Here is a 15,176-nt window from a genome sequence, read left to right as displayed (position 1 = left end):
AAGCTTCCTTTATTCCCTCTGCACGCGTGGCTTTTTTAAATCATATTTATTTCCTATAGCATTCAACGGGATTTACGCCCCGTTTTGCGGTAATAATAATATTACTGTTAATTTGCTGCGAACGCTTTTTATACAGGTCACGAAAATGTGATATGTATTTATAATACCCACAAAATATCTATGAATATAATGATCATGCTAATTATTGGTTTAAAATTAAACGTGAATGTTGTCACAGAACATGACTAAGCAGTAAAAATTAAGTTGGTGTCTTTTGGGTAATTATCTATGTTTCGTACTTGTTCAGACAAAATTCTAAAAAGAAACTCGCCAGGGGATCGTTTCCTCTGGAACATCACGCTAAGGGTCATACATGAACGAACTGGTTAGTGCAATTAATGGTGTTATCTGGAGCCCGGCGTTAATATTTTTATGTCTGGGTGTCGGCCTCTATTTCTCGCTGCGTAGTCGCTTTCTGCAATTACGGCATATAAAACTTATGATTACCCTGATGTTTCAGGGGCGTCCTACCGAGGCAGGCGTGTCGTCGTTTCAGGCGCTGACGATGACGCTGGCGGGCCGCGTGGGGACAGGGAATATTGCCGGTGTAGCGACCGCCATTACCTTTGGTGGACCCGGTGCGCTTTTCTGGATGTGGATAGTGGCATTTTTGGGGGCAAGCTCTGCTTTTGTCGAATCCACGTTAGGTCAGGTTTATAAAGAGAAAATTAACGGCGAATATCGTGGTGGTCCTGCCTTTTATATTGAGAAAGGGTTAGGCGTGAAGTGGTACGCATGGTTATTTGCCATCGTAACGATTTTCTCCTGCGGATTATTACTGCCAGGTGTGCAGGCAAACTCTATTGGTGCGAGCCTGGATATTGCCTTTGGTCTGAGCCCAAATGTCACGGCGGCGTTACTTGCTGTGCTGTTGAGTTTTATTATTTTTGGTGGCGTAAAAAGGATTGCCAGCTTTAGCAGTATGGTGGTTCCGTTTATGGCGCTCGGCTATATTATTGTGGCGTGCGTGATTATCGCTATCAATATTGATCAGCTTCCTTCAGTTATATTGCTGATCTGGAAAAGTGCTTTTGGCCTTGAAGCTGGGTTTGGCGCTATTCTGGGCCAGGCCATCATGTGGGGCGTGAAGCGTGGCGTCTATTCCAACGAGGCGGCGCAGGGTACCGGGCCACATGCCTCCTCGGCGGCGGCCGTAAGCCATCCGGTGAAACAGGGGCTGGTTCAGGCGTTCTCCGTGTACATCGACACGCTGTTTGTCTGCTCCGCGACCGGGTTTATGCTGTTGATCACCGGGCTGTATAACGTGCAGGGCGTCGACGGCGCAGCGCTCTATACCGGAATAGCGGGCGTGGCCGCAGGACCGGGATATGTCCAGACGGCAATGGAAAGTATGATGCCGGGCTTCGGTAATTACTTTGTTGCCATCGCGCTGTTCTTCTTTGCCTTCACCACGATCATTGCTTACTACTACATCGCTGAAACGAATATCGCCTACATCAACCGTAAGATTCATCGCCCGTGGCTGACGTTCCTGCTCAAGCTGTGTCTGATGGCTTCGACGGTATATGGCACGGTACGCACCGCGGATCTGGCCTGGGGATTAGGGGATATTGGCGTAGGGCTGATGGCATGGCTCAACATTATTGCCATCGTTCTGTTGCATAAAAAAGCGTTTGCCAGCCTGAAGGATTATGAAATCCAGAATGCACAGGGGTTGGATCCACACTTTGACCCGGTTCGGCTGGGGATTAAAAATGCGGATTACTGGCTGGAGAAGCGTAAGGATGAAGCGCGTGCTCAGCCTGAGCAGGTTTCATCTCCTGAAGGAAAGGAGTCGGTAGGGAAGTTGAATAGCTGAGGAATGGTTGAGACAGGCCCGTGCTTTTGTACGGGCTTTCTTTTTTTGTAGGTGAGGCAGCTCCTGTCGCACCGGGGGGATTGACTCGCTTCGCTCTCAGTCTGTCCAACTGGCTGCGCCAGTTGTCGAACCCCGGTCGGGGGTTCTCATCCCCCCCCAAAGGCGTGCGACATGCGAAAAAAAAGCCCGCATTTTCATGCGAGCTCTTCTTCAAATATGGCGGTGAGGGGGGGATTCGAACCCCCGATACGTTGCCGTATACACACTTTCCAGGCGTGCTCCTTCAGCCACTCGGACACCTCACCATATTGTTTTGCTGCCTGACCGCTTGGGGGGCAACGGGGCGCTACTATAGGGAGTTGCGCTAAAACGGTCAAGCAGATTTTCAGCATTCGTGCTTGTTCGGTTAAGCCTTAATCAGCTTATGTCGCAGCGCGCAGGATTAACGCTGCGAATCGAGCACTTCGCTATTTTTCACCACGTCCTGCGCTTTGCTGTAGCTTTCGATCAGCAGCTGGTAGGCCGGGAAGATGTGTGTGTACACCTCAGCCCATTCACCCGCATCTTCACGGTTCCACGTGCGCTGAATTTCGGAAGCAACAGCAGCCGTGTCCATCGGCACCACGCCTGCCTGCACTACGCGCGCCAGGGTGATCTCCTGCGCCATTTTGCTGTAGGTGCCGGAGGCATCAATCACCGCAAACACTTTATATCCGTCCGCCACCGCGCTGATGGACGGGAAGGCCATGCAGACGCTGGTGATCGTCCCCGCGATAATCAGCGTTTTGCGCCCGGTGGCTTTCACCGCCGCCACGAACTCCGGGTTATCCCAGGCGTTGATCTCACCCTTGCGTGCCACATACTGTGCGTGCGGCGCGTTGGCGTGGATCTCCGGGATAAGCGGGCCGTTCGGTCCCTGTGGAACCGACGCCGTGGTGATCACCGGGATCTTCGCCAGCGAGGCGATTTTTGCCAGCGCTGCTGCACGGGCGCGCAGCTCAGGCATTGGCATGTCTCCTACGGTCTGGAACAGCCCGCTCTGGTGATCGATAAGCAGCATAACGGCATCGTTTACGTCAATAACGGGACGTGCACCGTTGAAGTTTGCAGGGGTAGACATAATGCGCTCCTTATTACGTTTAGATTTGGCCAAAGCGGCCGGAGTTGAAATCGCGAATAGCCTCGGCAATTTCGGTTTTACTGTTCATCACAAACGGGCCATAGCCCACGATGGGTTCATTCAGCGGCTCCCCGGCCATCAGCAGCACTTTGGCATCGCTGCTGGCTTCGAGATGCAGTTTGTCACCGCTCTGACTCAGCACGACCAGTTGCGCCTCACCGGCAGGCGTGGTGCCGTTCACCGTCACGCTGCCTTCAACGACAACCAGCGCCGTGCTCCAGCCTTCGGGCTGATTGAGCGTCAGATGGCTACCCTGGCGCAGCGCGAGATCCCACACGTTCAGCGGTGAGAAGGTATGCGCCGGGCCGGTTACCTCTCCAAAACGGCCAGCAATCACGCGCAATGTTCCGCTGTTATCCGGCAGGGTGACCACCGGGATATCCGCCTGAGTGATGCTCTGGTAGCCAGGCGTCGCCATTTTGTCTTTGGCGGGCAGGTTGACCCACAGCTGCATCATTTTCAGTTCACCGCCTTTCTGCGAAAACGCGCTGGAGTGGAACTCCTCGTGCAAAATGCCTGCGCCTGCCGTCATCCACTGCACGTCGCCTGGGCCAATAACGCCGCCTCTGCCGGTGGAATCACGGTGCTCCACTTCGCCTGAGTAGACGATGGTCACCGTTTCAAAACCGCGATGAGGGTGCTCGCCCACGCCCCGTTTCGCGCCGTCCCCCGGGAAGGTATGCGGTCCGGCGTAGTCCAGCAGCAGGAACGGGCTCAGGGGCTCGCCGTGCGTCTGGTAAGAAAACATCGAACGAACCGGAAAACCGTCACCGACCCAGTGCGGACGAGGTGCGGTATACACGCCTGTTACGTTTTTCATGATTAACTCCTGATGTCCTGTTGATGGAATTAGCTTATATTCAGGGTTAATATCCCGGTAGATAGCAAAAATGACATTCACTGTTCTTTAAATGGAACAATAGAGGCGTATGCAGGATCTCAATGATTTCGTATGGTTTGTGAAGGTGGTGGAGCATGGTGGCTTTGCGGCGGCGGGTCGGGCGCTCGATCAGCCTAAGTCGAAACTGAGCCGTCGGATTGCGCAGCTGGAAGAACGCCTGGGCGTTCGGTTGATCCAACGTACCACGCGGCAGTTTGCGGTGACGGAGGTGGGGCAGACGTTCTATCAGCACTGTAAAGCCATGCTGGTGGAAGCTGAAGCTGCGGAGGAGGCGGTGGCTGCTTTACAGGCTGAGCCGCGCGGTATGGTCAGGCTCACCTGTCCTGTCACCTTGCTGCACGTTCACGTGGGGCCCATGCTGGCGCGGTTTATGGCGCGCTATCCAGGGATCAACCTCCAGCTCGAAGCCACCAACCGCCGGGTCGATCTGGTGGCGGAGGGGGTGGATGTGGCGATCCGCGTTCGTCCGCGCCCGTTTGATGACAGCGATCTGGTATTAAGGGTGCTGGCGGACAGGGGGCACTGTCTGGTTGCCGGGCCGGCACTGATTGAACGGATGGGCAACCCGGCGATGCCCTCTGAACTCAGCGAGTGGCCGGGGTTAAGTATGGGGGCGGGCAAGCACCTGCATAAGTGGGAATTGAGCGGGCCGGAGGGCGCAAAGGCAGAAATTCACTTCACGCCGCGCCTGGTGACTACCGACATGCTGGCGCTGCGGGAGGCGGCGATGGCGGGCGTGGGCGTGGTACAGCTGCCCATTTTGATGGTGAAGGATCAGCTGGCTTCAGGTGAACTTGTTCGGGTGCTGAATGCCTGGGAACCCAGACGGGAAGTGATCCACGCGGTGTATCCATCCCGGCGCGGCCTGCTGCCATCGGTCAGGACGCTGGTGGATTTTCTCACCGAAGAGTATGCAAAGATGGTTGAAGACTAGCTTTTTGTAGGTCGGGTAAGCGTAGCGCCACCCGACATAAAGAACGCAGGGAGCGAATCTCCTTACGGAGAATATAAAAGAAAAAAGCCCGTACTTACGTACGAGCTCTTGTCTTGAATATGGCGGTGAGGGGGGGATTGACTCGCTTCGCTCGCCCTTCGGGCAGCCTGTTCGCTACGCTCTCAGTCTGTCCAACTGGCTGCGCCAGTTGTCGAACCCCGGTCGGGGGTTCTCATCCCCCCAAAGGCGTGCAACATGCGAAAAAAAAGCCCGCATTTTCATGCGAGCTCTTCTTCAAATATGGCGGTGAGGGGGGGATTCGAACCCCCGATACGTTGCCGTATACACACTTTCCAGGCGTGCTCCTTCAGCCACTCGGACACCTCACCATATTGTCATCCCGTTGTTGTCGGGACGGGCGCTAATGTAAGGAAAAGCCGTACTGCCGTCAACCCACTTTTTCAGTAATTTAGCGTGTTTAGACAAACTTCAGGCAACCTGATTCCGAAATGTGCGAAATGCGCCTCTTTTATCAGCAACGCGGTTTAGCGATAAATTTGTTATGCTGGCAAGCCAGTTGAAAATGAAAATAAAACAGCGCAATAAAAGGCAATGACTATGGATATTATCTTCTATCACCCCACTTTTGATACGGCTTACTGGATTAACGCGCTCACGGCGGCACTGCCTGGCGCACGCGTTCGCGAATGGAAACAGGGCGATAATGAACATGCCGACTACGCGCTGGTCTGGCATCCCCCGGTCGAAATGCTTCAGGGACGCCGTTTGAAGGCGGTGTTTGCTCTTGGTGCGGGTGTGGATTCCATTCTCAGTAAGCTGAAGGCACACCCTGAAATGCTGCCGGAGGATATTCCCCTGTTTCGTCTGGAAGATACCGGTATGGGGCAGCAGATGCAGGAATATGCCGTGAGCCAGGTGCTGCACTGGTTCCGACGTTTCGACGATTATCAGGCGTTTAAACAGCAATCCCACTGGGAACCGCTTCCGGATTATCAGCATGAAGATTTCACCATCGGCATCCTCGGCGCGGGTGTACTGGGTTCGAAAGTCGCCGAAGCGCTCGCGCCGTGGGGCTTCCCACTGCGCTGCTGGAGCCGGAGCCGTAAGGATTATCCAGGCGTCGAGAGCTTTGCCGGAACGGACGAACTCCCGGCGTTCCTGAAAGGGACTCGCGTCCTCATTAACCTGCTGCCGAATACGGCGGAAACGGTCGGCATTATCAATGGCACGCTCCTCAACCAGTTGGCAGAAGACAGCTACTTAATGAACCTGGCGCGCGGGGTACACGTTGTGGAAGACGATCTGCTGAAAGCGCTGGATAGCGGTAAACTGAAAGGCGCAATGCTGGATGTGTATAGCCGCGAACCGCTGCCAAAAGACAGCCCGTTCTGGGCACATCCGCGCGTGGCGATGACGCCTCATATTGCGGCCGTGACGCGACCGGCGGAGGCCGTGGCGTACATCTCGCATACCATCAGCGAAATAGAGAAGGGCAACGCGGTGACCGGACAGGTCGACAGACAGCGAGGCTACTGAGAGAAACCCGGCGTTCGCCGGGTTTTTGCTAATATTCGCCGCTGATAACTGCTATCCTTTGGAAAACCGCAGAGGAGAGAAAGATGTATCCCGTTGACCTGCATATGCACACCGTCGCCAGTACCCACGCTTACAGTAACCTCCATGATTATATCGCTCAGGCGAAGCTGAAAGGCATTCAACTGTTTGCGATAACCGATCACGGTCCGGATATGGCGGATGCGCCGCACTACTGGCATTTTGTGAATATGCGTATCTGGCCACGCCTGGTGGACGGTATCGGGATACTGCGCGGCATCGAAGCGAACATCAAAAATACTGACGGTGAGATTGACTGCACCGGCCCGATGCTGACCTCGTTAGATCTGATCCTCGCCGGCTTCCACGAGCCGGTCTTTGCGCCCCAGGATAAAGAGACCAACACCGCAGCGATGATTGCCACTATTGCCAGCGGCAACGTGCACATTATCAGCCACCCGGGAAATCCGAAATACCCGATTGATATTCAGGCCGTGGCGCAGGCGGCAGCGAAGCACCGTGTGGCGCTGGAGATTAACAACTCCTCCTTTGTTCACTCGCGTAAGGGCAGTGAAGCCAACTGCCGCGAAGTGGCGGCGGCCGTGCGTGACGCGGGCGGCATGGTGGCGCTGGGCTCTGATTCACACACGGCCTTCACGCTGGGTGATTTCAGCGAGTGCCTGAAAATATTGCGGGACGTGAATTTCCCGGAAGAACAGATCCTGAACGTCACGCCGCGTCGTATGCTCGACTTCCTTGAGTCGCGCGGCATGGCGCCGATTGATGAATTTGCCGATCTTTAATTAATAACGGAATAAAAACATGAATGAGTTTTCCATCCTTTGCCGCGTGCTGGGCACCTTATATTACCGCCAGCCGCAGGATCCGCTGCTGGTTCCGCTGTTTACCCTGATTCGTGAAGGTAAACTGGCGCAGAGCTGGCCGCTGGAACAGGATGAGTTGCTGGAACGCTTGCAAAAAAGCTGTGATATGCAGCAGATTTCAACGGATTACAACGCGCTGTTTGTGGGGGAAGAGTGTCGCGTGTCGCCGTATCGTTCTGCCTGGCAGGAAGGTGCGACCGAAGCGGAAGTTCGGACGTTTCTTTCAGAACGGGGCATGCCGCTGACGGATATGCCTGCCGATCATATCGGTACCCTGCTGCTGGCGGCCTCCTGGATTGAAGATAATGCAGGTGATGATGAGAACGAGGCGATTGAAACCCTGTTCGAAACGTATTTGCTTCCGTGGGTTGGCACCTTCCTGGGTAAAGTTGAAGCCCATGCCACCTCGCCGTTCTGGAGAGCGCTGGCTCCGCTGACGCGTGACGCCATCGCTGCCATGTGGGACGAGCTGGAAGAAGAGAACGAAGAGTGATTTGAATCACAAAAATCCTGCAACGATACATTTCAACTTGCACGTAATGTGCTTCTGATCTCATTTCTATGGTGCGCATCTGCTAAGATGCGCACCATGAACATACTACTTTGTATTGCAATCACGACTGGCATCCTCTCCGGCCTCTGGGGGTGGGTGGCTGTCTCTCTCGGCTTGTTGAGCTGGGCTGGTTTTCTTGGCTGCACGGCCTATTTCGCCTGCCCGCGGGGTGGTCTCAAAGGGCTCTTCATCTCCGGCTGTACTCTGATGAGCGGTGTGATTTGGGCGCTGGTCATTATGAAAGGCAGCGCGCTGGCGCCGCATGTGGAAATCCTGGGGTACGTCATGACCGGTATGGTGGCCTTCCTGATGTGCGTTCAGGCAAAACATCTGCTGCTGTCCTTTGTGCCCGGCACGTTCATGGGTGCCTGTGCGACCTTTGCAGGGCAGGGGGACTGGAAGCTGGTGGTCCCTTCGCTCATGCTGGGATTACTGTTTGGCTACGCCATGAAGAACAGCGGTCTCTGGCTTGCGGCCCGGCGCGAGAAGAGCCAGAGCGTTCCTGCGGTAAGCAAATAAAAAAAAGGCGAGACGGAAATCTCGCCTTTTTTATGCGCCGCCGATTATGACTCCGGCGGCACCGACATCTCACGGTATTTCACCAGCACCGCATTACTCACGTCACTTTTATTCTGAAGATCCCACAAGCCGCGATCGATACCGTCATTAATCAGGAAAATCACGCCGGTTTCGATGGCCGACATTAGACACAGCATGACCGGCTCGTTAGAGGTATAGCCAATTTCACCCTCCAGCAGACGCTGGTAATCGATAAAGCGGAACACCCCGGCCTGCACTTCATAAGAGAGAATCGTTTTGCTGGTGGTCACGGAGGATAATATCTCACCCGTGCTCACGTTAACCACGCGCAGGTTGACGGCAATCTGATCCAGCTGATACTGCGTGTCGGCCCCGATGCCAAAGTAACGCGCACCCGCGCCGCCCGATTTCACGTTACTTTCGTAGCCGATAATCGAGCCTTCCACCATGATATTGGCTGCGGTGAGAGACTGTAGCGGCATGCGGTTATTGACGCCAACGGTACCATTCTCCTGCGCGGCACGAATGATTTTTCGTTCGTTAAGCAGGTTTTGCAGCCCCTGACGTTCCAGCGGGATAAACCAGCGAGAATCTTTCAGGGCGGTGACCAGCATCGCGGTGGCGCTCTGCGGTACGGCCGTCGAGAAGTTACTGGCCGGATACGGTTTGAACTGGCCCGTCTCATCCTGAATGTTATAGACCGAGACGAATATCTTCCCGGTAGGGACCGGCAGATGCGTCAGATCCCGGTAGCTCTGGGCACGGGGCATCAGGGTGGGTTTAGCGGCTTCTTTTGGCGGGGCAGTTAAACAACCGCTTAATAAGCACACTGCAACTAAAATAAAAAAGCGCTGCATAATAATTGTCCTTATTTCGGGGTTGTTTAGAAATCAGTTGAACTGGTCTGCAAACCGGAAACCTGGATTGTCGACGTTTTACCGGTTTTTCGGTCTGTCACATTTAACTGAAGCTGCCCATCTTTATTGGCAATATCGACGATAAAGTCGTTAGTGACCATCCGGCCGGGTTTTCCGGTATTAATGTTGGTTAATAAGCCACCTAATATTTGCGACTGGATGGCCTGAGTGAAATTATCCAGGGCCGACGGGGTCTCGATACCGAAATCATCGTCATAGCTGGGGTCTTTATAGGAGTTTTGAGCCTGAGCCTGGTTAAGCATAAAGGCTCCGTTATTCGGGTTGCCGCCAAAATTAGGGTTGCGGAACTGGAATGTCATATTTCCGGCCCAGCTCAACGGCGCAATGAGCATTAACGAAATCACTGTGTGTGCGAGACGCATTACAGCCTCCGAAATAGGTGTCGTTGCTAGAACTCATCTTTTGCTAAATCGCCTGTGCTCAAAAGGGCTTTGTCTAACTGTAGGCGGTTAATAGCTTCTTCTGTTTGTGCCAGCGCGAAAGCGACGTTCTGATCGAAGTCTCTTTTCGTTGGGAATAAAAAAGTCTGGTAAATAACGTCCTGATTAGCGGTTATTGTGATCCAGCTTCCCCACCGCGCACTGGGCCGTTCGTTGATGGTTAAGTTACCCGGATAATCGCTTTCCCACTTATCGCTGAAGGCACGATAAAAATTGTGTCCGACAGAGGTGACGGTGTGGTCGGTCAACAGTCCGGGAACTTCCACCTCAACAGCCTGAAGGTTTCCGGCAGCAAGCATAATGCCTGCGGCGGCAATCCAACTTAGGGTGCGTTTCATGCTATTAACGCCTGAGGTTATCGTTTGCCCACGACACCGCCTGCGTGCGATTTTTAACAGCTATCTTTTTGAAAAGATTATAAAGATGCGTCTTAACCGTATTTTCGCTGATAAATAACGAACGGGCGATTTCAATATTTGAAGCACCAATACGCAGTTTGTTCAGGATCTCTTTCTCACGGTGCGTCAGAAGTGCAGATTCTGAACTGTTATAGCGATAATTTCCGGAGTGGGTAATGAGGTAGCTGGCCAGTTTTTGCGAGAAATAACACTCCCCCCGCAATATGCCCTGCAAACCCTCCACGACACGGTTTTCTTCTTCAGTGACGTAAAACACGCCGTTAATATGCGGCCAGCTCTCAATATCGCGGAAAGGATACTCATCAGGCGTATTTAATAACAATACGCGGATATTATTGTTTTTCCTGCTTAAATTATCCTGCCAGTAATGGACCAGTTTTTTATCCGCTTCCATCATATCGAGAAGAATGATGCTGCCAGGAGCGATATCATCAAAAGAACGTTGAATATTATGCAGTTTCCCGTTAAGCGAGAGGCATTGTTTTAAATGCTGCAATAACGCTGTCGCTTGTAGGGAAGGTTTTGTGATCAACAATAATGTATGACCGGGTAAGCTATGGACTTCATTAAACATGATGAAACCCCACGTTATTTATGACACCCGGCAGCTGCCCTCGTATTATTGAAAAGGGCACCAGAAGTACTGACAGGTGTGGCACTGCTGTGTGTAGTTAAAAAACCTTCCTCCAAAGGAGGCGGTAAAATTAAAAACAAATAACGTACTGCTGTTTTCAATCTAGCTATTGCAAACTTTAAAGCAAGTGTTAATCATGTAATAGAATGTAAAATTCGATATTAAGTTGTGTATTTTGCATGGTGAATAGATTTTAAGATAAGGGGAAAGTTGTACAGGTGTATAAACGTGCACAGATTTTGAAAGTCATACAATATATTATAACGAATTGAATTATTGAGCTTTTAATTATTGTAAGCCAGCCGGTAAAAAGTATGAACTCAGCTAAAAAGTTAAGACTTCTCTAAGCTGGAAATTTTTCTTAAGAAAACTTGCTTCGTGTCACGCACCGGGCAAAAGACATTGCCATGTTTGTCTGTAGAAGCCGGTACAGGTTGGACAGCCTGTCTCGCTGTTGTCCAGACGCTCAGACAAGAATTTATTTCTGCATTAGTGGTGTGTCGCGTCGTTTCAGGCGAGATTTACGACTTTGAGGTGAATGAGCATATAAAAATAAGGCACACGGGTGAGATATTAAATATGTTTCGGCAGACATACTCTTTTCCGTAACGCGGCGTTAACAAAACGAATCGCGTTAACGGGTAAAGACATACCTATTTTATAGCCAGGTCCAGGGTGACAGCATGAAAAACAAAATGTTGTTTATGATGTTTACATTACTGGGTGCGCCTGGGTTTGTAATCGCAGGTGATTCAGATTTAGCCAGTTCTGAATATAATTTTGCGATAAATGAATTAAGTAAAGCTTCATACAATCAGGCAGCCATTATTGGTCAACAGGGCTCAGGTAATAATGCTGATGTACGCCAGGGCGGTTCTAAATTGCTGTCCATTATTTCCCAAGAGGGCGGGAATAACCGCGCGCATGTTGATCAGTCAGGGACGTATAACCTTGCTTATATCGATCAGACCGGTAACGGCAACGATGCGAGTATTAAGCAGGGCGCTTTTGGCAACACCGCCATGATTATCCAGAAAGGCTCGGGTAACAGGGCGAATATAACGCAGTATGGTACGCAGAAAACAGCAGTTGTAGTACAGAGACAGTCGCAAATGGCTATTCGCGTTATTCAACGCTAGCGATGTGTGACGCCTTAATCAATCCGATGGGGGTTTACCATGAAACTTTTCAAAGTGGCAGTTATTGCAGCAATCGTAGTTTCTGGCAGTGCTTTCGCAGGTGCGGTACCACAATTTGGCGGCGGCCACGGTGGTGGCTGGGGTGGCGGCAATAACGGCCCTGACTCAACCCTGAGCATTTACCAGTACGGCGGCGGTAACTCCGCGCTTGCTTTGCAGACGGACGCCCGAGATTCTGAATTGACCATTACCCAGCACGGTGGCGGTAACGGCGCAGATGTTGGTCAGGGCTCTGATGACAGTTCTATCGATCTGCTGCAAAAAGGCTTTGGTAACAGCGCCACCATCGACCAGTGGAATAGCAAAGACTCTGTTATCAACGTGAAACAGTTCGGCGGCGGCAACGGCGCGGCGGTAGACCAGACAGCGTCCGGCTCAACGGTGACTGTGCACCAGGTTGGCTTTGGCAACAACGCGACCGCACATCAGTACTGATTCAATTCTGTACCAAAAAACAGGGCATGTGCCCTGTTTTTTTTCGGGAGGATCTCATGAGCACCTTCATTCTCCTTGCTGCGCTTGCCAGCCAGATAACGTTCAGCACCTCACAGCAGGCAAATATGACAACCATTATTCCTCAGGTCACGCTGGCAGACGCCTGCGAATGTCAGGTTGAGGTGTTATCTGTCCGACAGGGGCAAGCGGGACAAAGTACATCGCGGCAGAAAAATACTCTTTTTATACCCGCTAATCAGCCGATTGATTTAACGCGAATCAGTTTAAATATTCGTTCAGGGGATGCGGTAAAAATAATCGTCACCGTTTCCGATGGAAAATCGCTTCATTTATCACAGCAGTGGAACGCACCGGTAAGTACGCTTTAATAATTCATGAAATCAATGATTTAATAAAGTGGCGGCGCTGCACAGGTAAGCTATGCTGATATCAAGAACCCAGTCATCGGGTTGCTTAAATTGATACGTCATAACGGAGCGTTTTTACCCCTCAAGGACGAATTTCATTGAGGAGTACAAATAATGTTCAAATCCGCAGCGTGTATTATTTCTGGTCTGGGACTGATCCTGTCCTCTTTTTTATCTCCGGCTTATTCAGCAACTATAGAAAATGGTGGGGTGATTCATTTTCGTGGCGCGGTGGTCGCTGACCCGTGCGAAGTCACGCCCCGGCATCAGCAGTTTGCGATCTCCTGTCCGGAAAATAACCGTATGAAAACGCATACCATCAGTTATGACGAGGCGCTCCGGGGCCATCATCCTCATTCAGCTCTGGCCGCTGTCAGCATGAAATACCTGAATGAACAGAAAACGCTTGCGGTCGTTCAGGTCGATTACCGATAACCGACGTTTTTTTCACGGCAGTTTTTCTCCTTCTCCCTCTGCGATACACTGATGAAAAAGGCGGGTTGCAGAGGGTGTTTATGAGACCGCAAATCGACGTTATTCATGGCGATATCACGACGGTACACGTTGACGTGATCGTCAACGCAGCCAATTCCTCCCTGATGGGTGGGGGCGGGGTGGACGGTGCCATTCACCGGGCCGCAGGCCCTCAACTCCTTGAAGCATGCAAAACCGTGCGTCAGCAGCAGGGAGAGTGCCCGCCGGGGCATGCTGTTATTACGCTTGCAGGCGATCTCCCGGCCAAAGCGGTGATCCATACCGTTGGACCCGTCTGGCACGGTGGCGACCGCCATGAGGCTGAGATTCTGGAGCAGGCGTATCGGAACTGCCTGCGGCTTGCGGCGGATAACGGGTATAAGACCATGGCGTTCCCCGCCATTAGCACCGGCGTGTACGGTTATCCAAAGGAAGCGGCAGCTACAATCGCCGTGAATACCGTTTATCACTACCTTTCCCTCAAACCCATGCCGGAAAAAGTCATTTTTGTCTGTTTCGATGAGCACACCGCCGACCTGTATCAGCGGATTTTGACCGCGCGCAGCCAGGCATTTTGATGTCTGAAGTGCAAAAACGGCGCCCTGGAGGCGCCGTTTTGTTATCCCGCTTTAACCTGAGGTTTGCCTGAGAACAGGAAACGCAAAAGCGGGATCCGCAGATGGATTTCATACAACACGATGGCAATGCCAACCACAAAGACCAGGCCGGTGAAGAAGCCCAGCGCATTCGAGGCGATATGCGGCGTTATGTACGCCCCGAAAAACAGCGTCAGCGGATGGTGAACCAGGTAGATAAACAGCGAAGCATTAACGAAATAGGTGACGCGACTGGATTTAAAATTCAGCAGACGATGGCCAAGGGCGAACACCACGTTAACCATCCACAGGCCCATCAGCATCGTTATCACGCTCTCTGTCTCATACATCCACGCGTCCCCGCTGCCATAGCGCTGATTGAGAAGATAGGCGGCAAAGGCCAGCGCAGCACCCACCGCACACCAGGGGGAGGGGGTGGTAAACAGCGCTTTAAGCCGGGGATGAATAAATGCCAGCGCCCCAATCAGGAAGAAGGGAATGTAGAACAGGGTCTGCATCACCACGAAATTAAACAGCCCATCGCTCAGAATGGGAGGGTAGACAATGAGCAGGGTACGCCTGACGGCGGCATACGCGACCCCCAGCGCAAGAAACAGCAGAGACAGCTTGCCCAGGGTGATGTTGGCGAAGAAGGTCGAGGATGCGGTGCTCGCGCGCTGGCGCAGCTGGCTGAAGATCAACAAACTCACCGTGGTTAGCACCACCAGTACCAGCAGGAACCAGAGGTGGGAAATCAGCTCCCAGACCAGGGTATTGTATTTCTCATAGAAGGAGAGATTCGGCCAGTTTTCCGCCTTGCCTTTAACATGCTGCAACATGATGAACTGCGGCAGCGTCAGCAGCGGAATGGCCGTCAACATCGGTATGCCCACGCGCTCCACGCGCACTTTCCACCATCGTTTGAGGGGATAGCGCAAGAAGAGCATATAAGAGAAATAACCGGAAATGACAAAAAACACCTGCATGCGGAAGGCATGGATAAAATCATTAAACAGCGTCAGCCACCAGGAGGGCATCTGGCTGTTCACGTGCCAGGTGTGGCTGGAATAGATCAGTGAAATATGAAAAGGGATCCCCAATAGCATGAGCCATGCGCGGATCGAGTCGAGGAAATATTCACGTTGTACAGGGGTTGTGCTCATATAA

Annotated in this window: 18 protein-coding genes, 2 tRNA genes and 1 other RNA gene; 11 read left to right on the top strand and 10 right to left on the bottom strand. The window is 52.3% G+C overall.

Going from position 1 to position 15,176, the window contains the following annotated elements; all coding sequences use genetic code 11:
• Positions 1-373: 373 nt before the first annotated feature.
• Entirely contained in the window at positions 374-1,879 is a 1,506-nt protein-coding gene (locus ACJTMZ_RS05275; RefSeq protein ID WP_017693655.1) for a sodium:alanine symporter family protein, read from the top strand.
• A gap of 217 nt (positions 1,880-2,096) precedes the next feature.
• Here ACJTMZ_RS05275 and ACJTMZ_RS05270 read toward each other — a convergent pair.
• The 3 genes from ACJTMZ_RS05270 to ACJTMZ_RS05260 form a co-directional block, all read right to left on the bottom strand.
• A tRNA-Ser gene (locus ACJTMZ_RS05270) sits at positions 2,097-2,184 on the bottom strand.
• A gap of 137 nt (positions 2,185-2,321) precedes the next feature.
• Positions 2,322-2,999, bottom strand: a complete 678-nt coding sequence (locus tag ACJTMZ_RS05265) for an isochorismatase family protein (protein ID WP_003858068.1) — start codon at positions 2,997-2,999, stop codon at positions 2,322-2,324.
• A gap of 19 nt (positions 3,000-3,018) precedes the next feature.
• On the bottom strand, positions 3,019-3,879 hold the full coding sequence (locus ACJTMZ_RS05260; RefSeq protein WP_032670925.1) for a pirin family protein: 861 nt from the start codon (positions 3,877-3,879) through the stop codon (positions 3,019-3,021).
• A gap of 109 nt (positions 3,880-3,988) precedes the next feature.
• Here ACJTMZ_RS05260 and ACJTMZ_RS05255 point away from each other — a divergent pair, with 109 nt between their 5' ends.
• Complete coding sequence (locus ACJTMZ_RS05255; RefSeq protein ID WP_015570854.1) at positions 3,989-4,894, top strand: LysR family transcriptional regulator; 906 nt, start codon at positions 3,989-3,991, stop codon at positions 4,892-4,894.
• Positions 4,895-5,014: 120 nt separating this feature from the next.
• On the opposite strand, the gene ACJTMZ_RS05250 is transcribed toward ACJTMZ_RS05255, so the two are convergent.
• Positions 5,015-5,151: non-coding RNA, RtT sRNA (locus tag ACJTMZ_RS05250), on the bottom strand.
• Positions 5,152-5,195: 44 nt separating this feature from the next.
• Positions 5,196-5,283 (bottom strand) — tRNA-Ser (locus ACJTMZ_RS05245).
• 229 nt (positions 5,284-5,512) lie between these two features.
• Between ACJTMZ_RS05245 and ghrA the strand changes: the two genes are divergently transcribed.
• The 4 genes from ghrA (at position 5,513) to ACJTMZ_RS05225 (ending at position 8,425) form a co-directional block, all read left to right on the top strand.
• Positions 5,513-6,451 carry a glyoxylate/hydroxypyruvate reductase GhrA gene (gene ghrA / locus ACJTMZ_RS05240; RefSeq protein ID WP_252010826.1) on the top strand — a complete coding sequence of 313 codons (939 nt, stop codon included), beginning with the start codon at positions 5,513-5,515 and terminating at the stop codon, positions 6,449-6,451.
• A gap of 83 nt (positions 6,452-6,534) precedes the next feature.
• Positions 6,535-7,272: a phosphatase gene (locus tag ACJTMZ_RS05235; protein WP_063859309.1), complete on the top strand. Its 738-nt coding sequence runs from the start codon at positions 6,535-6,537 to the stop codon at positions 7,270-7,272.
• 19 nt (positions 7,273-7,291) lie between these two features.
• The gene (locus ACJTMZ_RS05230) at positions 7,292-7,846 is read left to right on the top strand and encodes a molecular chaperone (RefSeq protein WP_023296296.1); all 555 of its coding nucleotides are present in this window, start codon (positions 7,292-7,294) and stop codon (positions 7,844-7,846) included.
• A gap of 96 nt (positions 7,847-7,942) precedes the next feature.
• Complete coding sequence (locus ACJTMZ_RS05225) at positions 7,943-8,425, top strand: DUF1097 domain-containing protein (RefSeq protein WP_072204616.1); 483 nt, start codon at positions 7,943-7,945, stop codon at positions 8,423-8,425.
• Between the two features lie 44 nt (positions 8,426-8,469).
• On the opposite strand, the gene csgG is transcribed toward ACJTMZ_RS05225, so the two are convergent.
• From csgG to csgD, 4 genes are read right to left on the bottom strand one after another with little or no spacing between them, the layout of a single operon-like run.
• Positions 8,470-9,303, bottom strand: a complete 834-nt coding sequence (gene csgG / locus ACJTMZ_RS05220) for a curli production assembly/transport protein CsgG (protein WP_003858055.1) — start codon at positions 9,301-9,303, stop codon at positions 8,470-8,472.
• Between the two features lie 26 nt (positions 9,304-9,329).
• A complete protein-coding gene (csgF, locus tag ACJTMZ_RS05215) occupies positions 9,330-9,746 on the bottom strand; it encodes a curli production assembly/transport protein CsgF (RefSeq protein ID WP_003858054.1) in 417 nt (138 codons plus the stop codon).
• Positions 9,747-9,772: 26 nt separating this feature from the next.
• Entirely contained in the window at positions 9,773-10,162 is a 390-nt protein-coding gene (csgE, locus tag ACJTMZ_RS05210) for a curli production assembly/transport protein CsgE (RefSeq protein ID WP_017384755.1), read from the bottom strand.
• A 4-nt stretch (positions 10,163-10,166) separates the two neighbouring features.
• Positions 10,167-10,817, bottom strand: coding sequence for a biofilm master transcriptional regulator CsgD (gene csgD / locus ACJTMZ_RS05205; protein WP_017384754.1), 651 nt, complete (start codon positions 10,815-10,817; stop codon positions 10,167-10,169).
• Between the two features lie 743 nt (positions 10,818-11,560).
• Here csgD and csgB point away from each other — a divergent pair.
• From csgB to ymdB, 5 genes are all read left to right on the top strand, one after another.
• Positions 11,561-12,016, top strand: coding sequence for a curli minor subunit CsgB (gene csgB, locus ACJTMZ_RS05200; protein WP_017384753.1), 456 nt, complete (start codon positions 11,561-11,563; stop codon positions 12,014-12,016).
• A 39-nt stretch (positions 12,017-12,055) separates the two neighbouring features.
• Positions 12,056-12,511: a curli major subunit CsgA gene (gene csgA, locus ACJTMZ_RS05195; RefSeq protein ID WP_003858043.1), complete on the top strand. Its 456-nt coding sequence runs from the start codon at positions 12,056-12,058 to the stop codon at positions 12,509-12,511.
• A 56-nt stretch (positions 12,512-12,567) separates the two neighbouring features.
• A complete protein-coding gene (csgC, locus tag ACJTMZ_RS05190; protein WP_017384752.1) occupies positions 12,568-12,900 on the top strand; it encodes a curli assembly chaperone CsgC in 333 nt (110 codons plus the stop codon).
• A 153-nt stretch (positions 12,901-13,053) separates the two neighbouring features.
• Entirely contained in the window at positions 13,054-13,374 is a 321-nt protein-coding gene (locus tag ACJTMZ_RS05185) for a type 1 fimbrial protein (protein WP_017384751.1), read from the top strand.
• Positions 13,375-13,454: 80 nt separating this feature from the next.
• A complete protein-coding gene (gene ymdB / locus ACJTMZ_RS05180) occupies positions 13,455-13,991 on the top strand; it encodes an O-acetyl-ADP-ribose deacetylase (protein WP_015570849.1) in 537 nt (178 codons plus the stop codon).
• A gap of 41 nt (positions 13,992-14,032) precedes the next feature.
• Here the strand turns inward: ymdB and mdoC are convergent, their stop codons facing one another.
• Positions 14,033-15,172: a glucans biosynthesis protein MdoC gene (gene mdoC, locus ACJTMZ_RS05175; protein ID WP_017384749.1), complete on the bottom strand. Its 1,140-nt coding sequence runs from the start codon at positions 15,170-15,172 to the stop codon at positions 14,033-14,035.
• Between the last annotated feature and the right edge of the window lie 4 nt (positions 15,173-15,176).

The organism is Enterobacter sp. DN (assembly GCF_046054285.1).
GTDB lineage: Bacteria > Pseudomonadota > Gammaproteobacteria > Enterobacterales > Enterobacteriaceae > Enterobacter > Enterobacter hormaechei_C.
This window is presented reverse-complemented; position numbering and strand designations above follow the sequence as displayed.